The organism is Mesorhizobium sp. M4A.F.Ca.ET.090.04.2.1 (genome assembly GCF_003999085.1).
Classification (GTDB): domain Bacteria; phylum Pseudomonadota; class Alphaproteobacteria; order Rhizobiales; family Rhizobiaceae; genus Mesorhizobium.
Map to the genome: position 1 here is coordinate 1 of NZ_RZOT01000143.1, position 11,571 is coordinate 11,571.

Annotated in this window: 10 protein-coding genes and 1 tRNA gene; 9 read left to right on the forward strand and 2 right to left on the reverse strand. The window is 63.8% G+C overall.

Annotation, left to right across the window (positions count from 1 at the left end; translation table 11 throughout):
- Positions 1–252: 252 nt before the first annotated feature.
- The 5 genes from EN781_RS12565 (at position 253) to EN781_RS12585 (ending at position 7,584) form a co-directional block, all read left to right on the forward strand.
- A complete protein-coding gene (locus EN781_RS12565) occupies positions 253–3,054 on the forward strand; it encodes a [protein-PII] uridylyltransferase (protein ID WP_126056810.1) in 2,802 nt (933 codons plus the stop codon).
- 40 nt (positions 3,055–3,094) lie between these two features.
- Positions 3,095–4,693 (forward strand): murein biosynthesis integral membrane protein MurJ, encoded by a 1,599-nt coding sequence (gene murJ / locus EN781_RS12570; protein WP_126056811.1) that lies wholly within the window; start codon positions 3,095–3,097, stop codon positions 4,691–4,693.
- A gap of 383 nt (positions 4,694–5,076) precedes the next feature.
- A complete protein-coding gene (gene trpS, locus EN781_RS12575; protein WP_126056812.1) occupies positions 5,077–6,144 on the forward strand; it encodes a tryptophan--tRNA ligase in 1,068 nt (355 codons plus the stop codon).
- Positions 6,145–6,246: 102 nt separating this feature from the next.
- Positions 6,247–6,738 (forward strand): universal stress protein, encoded by a 492-nt coding sequence (locus EN781_RS12580; RefSeq protein WP_126056813.1) that lies wholly within the window; start codon positions 6,247–6,249, stop codon positions 6,736–6,738.
- Between the two features lie 276 nt (positions 6,739–7,014).
- On the forward strand, positions 7,015–7,584 hold the full coding sequence (locus EN781_RS12585) for a NifU family protein (RefSeq protein WP_126056814.1): 570 nt from the start codon (positions 7,015–7,017) through the stop codon (positions 7,582–7,584).
- 161 nt (positions 7,585–7,745) lie between these two features.
- Here EN781_RS12585 and EN781_RS12590 read toward each other — a convergent pair whose 3' ends face one another.
- On the reverse strand, positions 7,746–8,363 hold the full coding sequence (locus EN781_RS12590; protein WP_126056815.1) for a L,D-transpeptidase: 618 nt from the start codon (positions 8,361–8,363) through the stop codon (positions 7,746–7,748).
- A gap of 227 nt (positions 8,364–8,590) precedes the next feature.
- Here EN781_RS12590 and cueR point away from each other — a divergent pair, with 227 nt between their 5' ends.
- Complete coding sequence (gene cueR / locus EN781_RS12595; protein WP_126056816.1) at positions 8,591–9,007, forward strand: Cu(I)-responsive transcriptional regulator; 417 nt, start codon at positions 8,591–8,593, stop codon at positions 9,005–9,007.
- Between the two features lie 28 nt (positions 9,008–9,035).
- Complete coding sequence (locus EN781_RS35240; RefSeq protein WP_245455268.1) at positions 9,036–10,115, forward strand: LysE family translocator; 1,080 nt, start codon at positions 9,036–9,038, stop codon at positions 10,113–10,115.
- A gap of 345 nt (positions 10,116–10,460) precedes the next feature.
- Here the strand turns inward: EN781_RS35240 and EN781_RS35965 are convergent, their stop codons facing one another.
- Positions 10,461–10,565: an Imm53 family immunity protein gene (locus EN781_RS35965; RefSeq protein WP_189347523.1), complete on the reverse strand. Its 105-nt coding sequence runs from the start codon at positions 10,563–10,565 to the stop codon at positions 10,461–10,463.
- A gap of 223 nt (positions 10,566–10,788) precedes the next feature.
- Here EN781_RS35965 and EN781_RS12615 point away from each other — a divergent pair.
- Positions 10,789–10,862: transfer RNA gene (locus EN781_RS12615), tRNA-Cys, on the forward strand.
- A gap of 62 nt (positions 10,863–10,924) precedes the next feature.
- Positions 10,925–11,425: an MmcB family DNA repair protein gene (locus EN781_RS12620; protein WP_189347525.1), complete on the forward strand. Its 501-nt coding sequence runs from the start codon at positions 10,925–10,927 to the stop codon at positions 11,423–11,425.
- The last annotated feature ends 146 nt before the right edge of the window (positions 11,426–11,571 follow it).

Sequence of the window (11,571 nt, forward strand, 5' to 3'; positions counted from 1 at the left end):
AGCCGCCGCCGTGCGCGTGGTGATCTTGGTCGGAATGGGCCATTGGGAATGCCTCTTATGTCGCGATCTGAGGCCGAGGTAGTGCTTCCAGTAACTGGAAGGTCAAGGGTCGGCCGTATTTTTTCCGCCAGGCAATTCCCGGCCGGTCGAGGCAGCGGAATCCCGTATTGTCGGCGTGTCCGTCCGCCCCATACCCAGCACCGCGAAAACGCGCTATAGACGCCGGCAAAAAGGCAAGGCCGACCCGGGCATATGGCAAAAATCTCCCTGAAACTCGACGAGTTGATCGACGGCGTGATGCTGCGCCACGACATGACGGCGCTCACCGCGGCCCATGCCGGCGACGGTTCAGGGCCGGCGACGCGCGCGGCCGTCCTGCAGCTGCTCAAGGCGCGGCTCGCCGGCGGCCGCAAGATCGCGGAGGCCATGCTCAGGGAGGACGGCGGCGGCACCGCCTGCGCCGCCCGGCTGTCGCACGTCATGGACGAGATCATCCGGGCGCTCTACGATTTCGCCGCCACCCACGTCTATCGCGTCAAGAACCGCTCCGCGGCCGAGCGCATGGCGGTGGTGGCGGTCGGCGGCTACGGCCGCGGCACGCTGGCGCCGGGGTCCGACATCGATCTGTTGTTCCTGCTTCCCTACAAGCAGACGCCTTGGGGCGAGCAGATCGTCGAATACATGCTCTACATGCTGTGGGACCTCGGCCTGAAGGTCGGCCACGCCACCCGCAACATCGACGAATGCCTCAGGCTGTCGCGCACCGACATCACGATCCGCACCTCGATCCTGGAGGCGCGTTTCCTGTGGGGCGAGCAGAAACTTTATGACGAGCTTTTGACGCGTTTCGACCATGAGGTGGTGCGCACCACCGGCCCCGAATATGTGCAGGCCAAGCTTGCCGAACGCGACGATCGCCACGCCAAGGCCGGAGAAAGCCGCTATCTGGTCGAACCCAACGTCAAGGACGGCAAGGGCGGGCTGCGCGACCTGCAGACGCTGTTCTGGATCGGCAAATACTTCTACCGGGTGCGCACCGGCGAGGAGTTGGTCGAGAAGGGTGTCTTCACCGAGGCCGAATACCGGGAATTCCTCAAGGCCGAGGATTTCCTCTGGGCGGTGCGCTGCCAGATGCACTTCCTCACCGGCAAGGCTGAGGAGCGGCTGCATTTCGACATCCAGCGCGAGATCGCCGAACGGCTCGGCTATACCAGCCATCCCGGCCTGTCGGCGGTCGAGCGCTTCATGAAGCACTACTTCCTCGTCGCCAAGGATGTCGGCGACCTCACCCGCATCTTCTGCGCCGCGCTCGAGGAAGAGCAGGCCAAGCACGTGCCTGGTTTCAACCGCATCTTCCTCACCTTCCAGCGTCGCAAGCGCAAGCTGGCCGGCACGTCCGATTTCATCGTCGACAATCACCGCATCAACGTCGCCGACGACATGGTGTTCGAGCGCGACCCGGTCAATCTGCTCAGGCTGTTCTGGTTCGCCGACAAGCATGGGCTGGAGTTCCACCCCGACGCGCTGAAGCTGCTCACCCGCTCGCTCGGCCTCGTCGGCAAGGCGCTGAGGCGCGACGAGGAGGCCAACCGGCTGTTCCTCGACATTTTGACCTCGGACCGCTACGCCGAGCTCAATCTCAGGCGCATGAACGAGGCGGGGCTGCTGAGCAAGCTGATCCCGGACTTCGGCAAGATCGTCGCCATGATGCAGTTCTCGATGTACCACCACTATACGGTGGACGAGCACCTGATCCGCTGCATCGGGGTGTTGGCCGAGATCGAGCGCGGCGACGGCGAGAAGGTGCACCCGCTGTCGCACTCGCTGATGCCGGGGCTGAAGAAGAGCCGCGAGGCGCTCTATGTCGCCGTGCTCCTGCACGACGTCGCCAAGGGGCGGCCGGAGGATCATTCGGAAGCCGGCGCCCGCATCGCGCGGCGCATCTGCCCGCATATGGGGCTGTCGGCCGCCGACACCGAGACGGTGGCCTGGCTGGTCGAGAACCATCTCGTGATGTCGATGACGGCGCAGACGCGCGACCTCAACGACCGCAAGACGATCGAGGATTTCGCCTCGATCGTGCAGTCGGTCGAGCGGCTGAAGCTGCTGTTGATCCTCACCGTCTGCGATATCAGGGGCGTCGGGCCGGGCGTCTGGAACGGCTGGAAGGGGCAGTTGCTGCGCACGCTGTACTACGAGACCGAGCTGCTCTTGACCGGCGGCTTCTCCGAAGTGTCGCGCGCCGAGCGCACTTCCGCGGCGCGCGAGCGGCTGGCCGAGGCGCTGGCCAACTGGCCGGCAAAGGAGCGCAAGCGCTACGTCGCCCAGCACTACGAGAACTACCTGCTGACCGTCGACCTCGCCGACCAGCTGCGCCATGCCGAGTTCGTCCGCGAGGCTGATGCCGCCGACAAGAAGCTCGCCACCATGGTCAAGACGCACGAGTTCGAGGCAGTGACCGAGATCACCGTCCTGGCGCAGGACCATCCACGCCTGCTGTCGGTGATCGCCGGCGCGTGCGCCGCGGCCGGCGGCAACATCGTCGACGCGCAGATCTTCACCACCTCCGACGGCCGCGCGCTGGACACGATCCTGATCTCGCGGGAGTTCGACCGCGATGAGGACGAGCGCCGCCGCGCCGAGCGCGTCGGTCGGCTGATCGAGGACGTGCTGTCGGGCAAGAGCTGGCTGCCGGAAATGATCGAGAAGCGCACCAAGCCCAAGCGCGGCGCCAAGGTCTTCCGCATTCCGCCGCGCGCCGAGATCCGCAACACGCTGTCGAACCGCTTCTCGGTGATCGAGATCGAAGGGCTCGACCGACCGGGCCTGCTCTCCGAGGTCACCGGCGCGCTCTCGGACCTGTCCCTCGACATCGCCTCGGCCCACATCACCACTTTCGGCGAGAAGGTCATCGATACCTTCTATGTCACCGACCTCACTGGACAGAAGATCGACAGCCCGACGCGCATGGCCACCATCCACAAGCGGCTGATCGAATCGCTCGAAGGCATCGCGCCGGAGCGCGGCGGCAAGTCCAAGGCCGCCGCCGAGTGACCATCACTTTGTCCCAATCGCACAGGCAGTCTCCCCGCGCATGAGCCTTGTCAAGAAATTCGCCACCGTCGCTTCCGGCACGCTGATGAGCCGCGCGCTCGGCTTCGGCCGCGAGATGCTGATGGCGGCGGCGCTGGGCACCGGACCGGTGGCCGACGCCTTCAATGCCGCCTTCCAGTTTCCCAACACCTTCCGCCGGCTGTTCGCCGAGGGCGCCTTCAACGCCGCCTTCGTTCCGCTGTTCGCCAAGGACATCGAGACGCATGGCACCGATGGCGCCAAGCGCTTCTCCGAGGAAGTGTTCGGCGTGCTGTTCTCGGCGCTGCTGGCGCTGACCATCGCCATGGAGCTGGCGATGCCGCTGATCGTGCGCTACCTGGTGGCACCGGGCTTTGCCGACACGCCGGGGAAGTTCGAGACGACGGTCACGCTTGCGACTATCATGTTCCCCTATCTCATCTGCATGTCGCTCGGCGCGATGATGGCCGGCATGCTGAATTCGCTGCGCCGCTATTTCGCGGCGGCGATCGCGCCGGCCTTCCTCAACATCATTCTGATCAGCGTGCTGGGTTACGCCTGGTATAACGGGCTGGACGCGCATGATGTCGGCTTCGGCCTGTCCTGGGGCGTGCTTGCGGCGGGCATCGTGCAGCTCGCCATCGTCTGGGTGGCGGTGCGCCATGCAGGCATCTCGATCGGCTTCCGCCGGCCGAAGATGACGCCGAGCGTCAAGCGGCTCTTGATCCTGGCGCTGCCGGCGGCGATCACCGGCGGCATTACCCAGATCAACCAGCTGATCGGCACGGCGATCGCCTCGGCGCAGGACAGCGCGGTGTCCTCGCTCGCCTATGCCGACCGTATCTATCAACTGCCGCTTGGCGTCGTCGGCGTTGCGGTGGCGATCGTGCTCTTGCCGGAACTGTCGCGCGCCTTGAAATCGGGCAACCTGATCGAAGCGGCGAATCTGCAGAACCGTTCGGTCGAATTCACGCTGTTCATGACCCTGCCGGCTGCGGCCGCGCTCTGGGTGATGTCGGAGCCGATCGTGCGGCTGGTCTATGAGCGCGGCGCGTTTGCCGCCAACCACTCGACGCCGATCGTGGCCTCGATCCTGGCGATCTTCGGCCTCGGCCTGCCGGCCTTCGTGCTGATCAAGGCCTTCACGCCGGGCTATTTCGCGCGCGAGGATACGCGCACGCCGATGATCTTCGCCGCCATCTCGGTCGGCGTGAACGTCGCCACCGCGCTGACGCTGTTCCCGTCGATGGGCGCGCCGGGCATCGCGGTCGCATCGGCCGTCGCCGGCTGGGTCAACGCCATGATGCTGCTTGCCGTACTGATCCGGCGCGGCCATTGGGGCCGCGACATACCGCTGTTGAAGCGCATTCCCAGGCTGGTCCTGTCGGCGGCGGTGATGGCCGTTGCCCTTTACTTCGCCGAGCACTGGTTCGCCGCAAGGCTGGGGCCTGACGCGCCGCTGGTGATCAAAGCGACGACGCTGCTGGCGCTGGTCGCCGGCGGAGCGACGCTTTACTTCGTCACCGCCTTCGCCACCGGCGGCGCCGATTTCGGCATGATCCGCAGGAACGTGAAGCGCAAGAGCCCGCCGCCGGTCAAGGAACCGTTTCCAGATCCGTAAGCCTGACTGCAGCGACCCCAGCCGACAGGCATCAGTCTTCGCCAGACAATTCGTCGCAAACCGAGCGCGGCGATGACGGCGCCTTTCTCCCCATCACTATACGAGGAGAAATGTCCGGCAGGACAATGAGGGGGAGGCGCGGACCTGTCAGGCCGAGGTACAGACGCAACAAGCGTGACACGAACACCACTGAGCAGGAAATCCACCTGATGCGATTGCTCTGCCGTGATCTCCGCCTCTTGATCCTCTCCACGCTCTCGTCCATAAGCGCGCCGTCGCAAGACTTTCGCCGCGCGCGGTCTCCAGCCGCGTGATTGGCTCCGAAAAGTCTGCAACTTTTCGGAATCACGCTGATACGGCCCTCCACAAGCCATGAGGACATCATGACCGCCTTCAAGCCGCTCGTCTTTTCCGGCGTCCAGCCGACCGGCAATCTGCATCTCGGCAATTATCTCGGCGCCATCAAGAAATTCGTGGCCCTGCAGGTCCAGTCCGATTGCATCTATTGCGTCGTCGACCTGCATTCGCTGACCGCGCAGCTCGTCCATGACGACCTTGCTGACCAGACGCGCTCGATCACCGCCGCTTTCCTCGCCTCCGGCATCGACCCGAGGAAGCACATCGTCTTCAACCAGTCGCGGGTGATGCAGCATGCCGAGCTTGCCTGGATCTTCAACTGCGTGGCGCGCATCGGCTGGATGAACAAGATGACGCAGTTCAAGGACAAGGCCGGCAAGGACCGCGAGAACGCCTCGCTCGGCCTGCTCGCCTATCCGAGCCTGATGGCGGCCGACATCCTGCTTTACCGCGCCACCCATGTGCCGGTGGGCGAGGACCAGAAACAGCACCTCGAACTGACCCGCGACATCGCCCAGAAATTCAACAACGACTTCTCGGACCGCATCGCCGCTCTGGGTGTCGGCGTCGAGATGCAGGTTGGCGAGGAGACCGTGAACGGCTATTTCCCGATCACCGAACCGGTGATCGGCGGGCCGGCAGCGCGCATCATGAGCCTGCGTGACGGTTCGAAGAAGATGTCGAAGTCGGACCCGTCGGACCTGTCGCGCATCAACCTGACCGACGATGCCGACACCATCTCGAAGAAGATCCGCAAGGCCAAGACCGATCCGGAAGCCTTGCCGAGCGAGGTCGACGGGCTGGAAAGCCGGCCGGAAGCGGAAAACCTGGTCGGCATCTATGCCGGGCTGGCCGAAATCTCCAAGGCCGACGTGCTGAGGGAATTCGGCGGCCAGCAGTTCTCGGTGTTCAAGCCGGCGCTGGCCGACCTTGCGGTCGAGAAGCTTGCGCCGGTGGCCGGCGAGATGCGTCGTATCGAAGGCGACCGCGCCTATGTCGACGCGGTGCTGAAGGACGGCGGCGAGCGCGCCGGCGTGCTGGCGGAATCGACGATGCGGACGGTGCGCGACATCATCGGCCTTTTGCAGGACTGATCGATCCAATCTCGTTGATCGCTACTGCCATGAGGGCCGGCGGCTTGCCGCCGGTCCGTGGCGGTGGCAGATTGCGGCCGAATTGACACCGAGCAGATAGACATGGTCTCCAAACGTCTCAGCCGTGAAGTTGGCCACCGCCGCAAATTCCTGGCGATCATCGACGACACGCCGGAATGCGAGCGCGCCGTCGCCTATGCCTCGAAGCGGACGCAGAGCACCAGCGGCGTGCTGGTGCTGCTCTATGTCATCGAGCCGGACGATTTCCAGCACTGGCTGGGGGTCGAGAAGATCATGCGCGAAGAGGCGACCGCGACGGCGCGCGCCGCGCTCGATACTTATGCCAACAAGGTTCGCCAGAAGCTCGGCATCGAGCCGGAACTGGTGGTGCGCGAGGGCAAGCCGACCGAAGAGATCCACAAGCTGATCGAGGAGGACCAGGACATCGCCATCCTGGTGCTGGCGGCGGGCGCCGGCAAGGAAGGCCCCGGACCTCTCGTCAGCGCGGTGGCCGGCAGGGGCGCCGCCTTCCCCATTCCGGTCACCGTGGTGCCGCAGAATCTGTCAGACGAGGAGATCGACAGCCTCGCCTGAGATGCGTTGGTATTCAGGTGAGGCCGGCCTGCAAATGGCGGCTTCCTGCGCTTCCGTGCTCATGTACTTCAAGTACGCCTCGCTCCGGTTCTCGGAACCCGCCGTTCCCGACTCGGCCTGACCTGAATCCCGACACATCTCAACGTGGGTGCAGGAGACCCGCAAAAACATTCCGCCAGCCAGCCGTTCGGGCGACGCGTTTCGCTTGAATGTCCAGCCGATAGGTCCTATTTAGAATTATTCCAAACTTCCGCCCGAAGGGGCATGGAGACCGTCATGTTCATCCAGACCGAGTCGACGCCGAACCCGGCGACGCTGAAGTTCCTGCCCGGCAAGGAGGTGCTTCGCGAAGGCACCGCCGATTTCCGCGACGCCGACGGCGCTGCCGCCGCCTCGCCGCTGGCCGGCCGGCTGTTCGAGATTCCCGGCGTGACCGGCGTTTTCTTCGGCTATGACTTCATCACCGTGACCAAGGACGGTCCCGACTGGCAACATCTGAAGCCGGCGATCCTCGGCGCCATCATGGAGCATTTCATGTCGGGCGCGCCAGTCATGGCCACGAGCGGCCCGGCTGCCGAAACCAGCCAGACCGGCGAATTCTACGACAAGGCCGACGAGGAACTGGTCATCACCATCAAGGAACTGCTCGACACGCGGGTGCGCCCGGCGGTTGCGCAGGACGGCGGCGACATCACCTTCCGCGGCTTCGAGAACGGCACCGTATTCCTGCACATGAAGGGCGCCTGCGCCGGCTGCCCGTCGTCGACGGCGACGCTGAAGCACGGCATCCAGAACCTGCTCCGACACTTCGTTCCCGAGGTGCAGCAGGTCGAGCAAGTGGCTTAATCCCACCGTTCCCTTATCCGCAGTCAACAAAAAACCGGGCCGAATTGCCCGGTTTTCTGTTTTAGGACGTCCATTTGTTGCCTAGACGGTCCGCGCACGAAACTTTTTAGTTGACCATGATCTTTCCCGAAAACCGGTTCCCACTTTCGGGATCATGGTCCTTACATCACGATGACCTTGGCGCCGACCGAGGTGCGGTCGTAGAGGTCGATGATGTCCTGGTTCATCAGCCGGATGCAGCCCGACGACATCGCCTTGCCGATCGAATTCCATTCCGGGCTGCCATGCAGTCGGTAGCCCATGTCGCCGCCCTTGTTGAACAGATACATGGCGCGCGCACCGAGCGGGTTCTTCAGGCCCGGCTCCATACCGCCAGCGAATTTGGCGAGTTCCGGCTGGCGCTTGATCATCTGCGAGGGCGGCGTCCAGGTCGGCCATTCGCGCTTCAGCGCGATGCGGGCGGTGCCGTGCCACTCGAAGCCTTCACGACCGACGCCGATGCCGTAGCGTATCGCCAGCCCGTCGCCCTCGACGAAGTAGAGGAACTTGTTCTGGGTATCGACGATGATGGTGCCCGGCTTTTCCTTAGTGTCGTAGTCCACTTCCTGGCGATGGAAGCGCGCCGGAACCTTCTCGATCGGGATGCGCGGCAATTGATAGCCCGCATCGGTAACCGCGCCATAGTCGTTGGTGAAGAGTCGCGAGCCGATGGTGCTGCAACCGGAAATCGCGGTCGACAGCGCAAGAGCAGCGACGATTGCAAAAGACTTCAAGCGCATGAATAGGTCCGATGCCCAGCCCGTTGATCGCGGCACGAGTCGGCCGCTTTTTCCTGAAACCATTCATGCTGGCATTTCTTTTGCTTGCCAAGCACGCACTGCCTATATGCAAGACCTTACCTGCCGGTAAGGCCGCGACTGCGGCATTTCGGCAACAGGACTCATAGGATTGTGAAGCAAAATCAATGGGCCGGTCCGGCGGGACGGGCGAAGTCGAGGAAAGTGCCATGAATGTCGGAGATGCCGCGGAGCGGTCGGGGCTGCCGGCCAAGACCATTCGTTACTATGAAGAGATCGGCCTGATCGCGCCTTCGCGCGCCAGCAACGGCTATCGCGACTATTCCGGCGACGACATCCACCGGCTGGCCTTCCTGCGCCGCGCGCGCAATCTCGGCTTCTCCATCGACGACTGCCGCCAGCTGATGGCGCTCTACCAGGACCGCGAACGCGCCAGCCACGACGTGCGCGAGATCGCCGCAGCCCATGTCAGGGCGATCGAGGAGAGGGTGCGCGAGCTGCAATCGATGCGCGCCACCTTGCAGACGCTGGTCCACGCCTGCCACGGCGACCACCGCCCGGACTGCCCGATCCTGGACGACATGGCGGGCTTGACCGTGGACGAGCACAGCAAGACGGCGAACTGATCGCCGCAGCCACGACAGGATCGCGCCCTTGCCAACCACCACGGCCCTGCTGACCTTCATCGCGGCGCTGGTGGTGCTCGAGATCACGCCCGGCCCCGACATAATGCTGGTGATCGCGCGCGGCATCAGACAACGGCGGCGGATCGCCCTGCTCACCGTCGTCGGCATGATCTTCGTGGCCGGCGTCGTGCAGGTCGGCCTGCTCGTGCTCGGCATCGCGTCGCTGCTGCAAGCCTATCCGGCGGGCCTCACCGCGCTGAAATGGGCCGGCGCGCTCTACATGCTCTATCTCGGCGTCAGGATGATCGCGTCGAGCCTGGGCGGCCAGAAAACGAAGCGTCTCGCCGTGAGCCGCATTTCAGACTGGTCGGCGGTCCGCGAAGGGACGATCAACAGCCAACCCGAAATCCCTGCTCTTCATGTTCGCCTTCCTGCCGCAGTTCGTCGATCCGGGTTCCGGTCCGGTGTGGACCCAGCTCGTCGTTCTGGGCACCATCCAGAAGCTGGGAGGCATCCTCTCGCCGGGCTCGGTGGCGTTGGCATCCCACACCATCGGCCAATGGCTCTACCGCTGGCCCGGCCTGCTGGCCTGGCAGCAGCGTTTCACGGGCGTGGTGATGATCGGCCTGAGATTGAGGCTGCTGCTCTCCGGCAATTCGGGATCGGCTCCCGCGGCGCGGGCGTAAGCCCGGCGATTTGCCGGCAGTCCAGGGGGCGGCGATGGCTATGCCGTTCGCGAACGCTTCTTGCCGGGTTTGCGGCTGGTGGTCTGTTTGATGAACAATCTGGCGTGTTCCGCCCAATCGGCTGTCGTGACGCCATGCTCGCGAACCGACTTCCTGAACATCTCGCGCAGCGTATCGAGATCGAAGGCCGAAAGCCTCTCGCCATTCGATACCGCTCTGTCCACCGCCATTTCCGCCCCGAAAGCAACAAGAAACATATATGTTTCTATATGATCGGCGCTCTCGACCTTTCAAGGCTGAAAACGGTTCCGGCGCTGACTTCTTTTGGGTGCAATTGGCGCCCTTGCGTGACCACCGTCCAATCGTTTCCGGGTGTTCCCATTCAGCCGGGCGCTGTTGCTGAACCGCATCCGCGCCTTTGAGCGCCGGACAGGCGGTGAACCCGCGTCTTTCCCTGGACGGAAAGACGCGGGCCAGGTTGCCACCTGTTGCAATCACCAGCGGCGAATGCAAGCGGACACAACCATTAACGGTAGCTAATGTCCAGATGGCGGGGTCTCGGGTGGGCCCAGAGAGCTCACCGGACGTTCGTCGCCGAGTCTCGAAACGTCTCAAGAAACGAACCAAGGTGGAGCGGGCCACCAACGCTCTGAAACACGTTGTCCTCTGTCCAGCACGCCCACAGTCGGTTTTGTGCTCGTAGTTGTGCCTTATCAAATCAAGGGTCCGCCCATCGCAGTCCGTCCCTGCAAGGTCGACTTTAATGACTACCCCGGATTATCGATGGTGCCGATCGAAGGACCAGACTGGTGCTCCCAGTCCCCATCGCATTGTGCTTTGTACCATCGGGCCAACCAATCCAGAACGTCCATCCAGCCAAGCTACCGGACCGGCATTAGCGTGGGAAGAAGGCTTTCGACCAAAGCGGGTCTGTCAATATACAAACGCCATGCGTCGAAGCTCACGGCAGGGCAGATCACGGAATTGGAGCGCCGGAAGGCGGGATGGCAGTTGGTGTCCATTTTACGTCGCCAGCGCCGCGTGATCATCGACCAGGTTGACTAGGCGCTATTGGATTGGGCATAGACGCATCAAGGTCTGAGGGCGGGACGGTGACGCATCGGTCTGCAAAACCGACGTAATGGGTTCAATTCCCATTCAGACCTCCAGCAATCCAGGCTTGATTATTGCTGGGTTCAAACCGTGAACAAAATCTGGCATGGTGCCGGCCATGCCCATCATCTCACCGATTCCCATCAACCCCTTGATCGACGGCCGCCAGTCGGAGCGCGCCATGCTGGTGCGACGCGGGGTGCAGCGGCTGCTCGCCGAAATGGGCGCGCATGTGCTGCCGGAACTGTCGCTCGCCACCGGCCGGCGCGCCGATCTCGTCGCGCTGACCCGGCAGGGCGACATCTGGATCATCGAGATCAAGTCCTCGATAGAGGATTTCCGCGTCGACCGCAAATGGCCCGATTACCGGCTGCATTCCGACCGCTTCTTCTTCGCCACCCATCCCGGCGTGCCCTCGGACATCTTTCCGGAGGAATGCGGCTTCATCCTCTCCGACGGCTATGGCGCGGAGATCCTGCGCGACGCGCCGGAGCACCGCATGGCGGCGGCGACGCGCAAGGCGCTGATGCTGCGCATCGCCAGGGCGGGCGCGGCGCGGCTTTTGGCGGCGGAGCTTGCCGGTGTTTCGGTGCCGGCGCTGGATGGCGAGAGCGAGTAACCGGCCGGCTGACCGAGTTGGCTGAAGCTTCATCCTGCAGGCCTTCCGCCGCTCCTCGTCCGGCTGTCGCCACCTTCTCCTATCGAATATGGCGCTCCCCCTCTCCGTCTCGGCTTCGCCGAGCCACCTCTCCGCCACATATAGTG

Coding starts and splice junctions, on each gene's coding strand:
- EN781_RS12565 (WP_126056810.1), top strand. CDS start 253: ATGGCAAAAATCTCCCTGAAACTCGACGAGTTGATCGACGGCGTGATG.
- murJ (WP_126056811.1), top strand. CDS start 3,095: ATGAGCCTTGTCAAGAAATTCGCCACCGTCGCTTCCGGCACGCTGATG.
- trpS (WP_126056812.1), top strand. CDS start 5,077: ATGACCGCCTTCAAGCCGCTCGTCTTTTCCGGCGTCCAGCCGACCGGC.
- EN781_RS12580 (WP_126056813.1), top strand. CDS start 6,247: ATGGTCTCCAAACGTCTCAGCCGTGAAGTTGGCCACCGCCGCAAATTC.
- EN781_RS12585 (WP_126056814.1), top strand. CDS start 7,015: ATGTTCATCCAGACCGAGTCGACGCCGAACCCGGCGACGCTGAAGTTC.
- EN781_RS12590 (WP_126056815.1), bottom strand. CDS start 8,363: ATGCGCTTGAAGTCTTTTGCAATCGTCGCTGCTCTTGCGCTGTCGACC.
- cueR (WP_126056816.1), top strand. CDS start 8,591: ATGAATGTCGGAGATGCCGCGGAGCGGTCGGGGCTGCCGGCCAAGACC.
- EN781_RS35965 (WP_189347523.1), bottom strand. CDS start 10,565: ATGGACGTTCTGGATTGGTTGGCCCGATGGTACAAAGCACAATGCGAT.
- EN781_RS12620 (WP_189347525.1), top strand. CDS start 10,925: ATGCCCATCATCTCACCGATTCCCATCAACCCCTTGATCGACGGCCGC.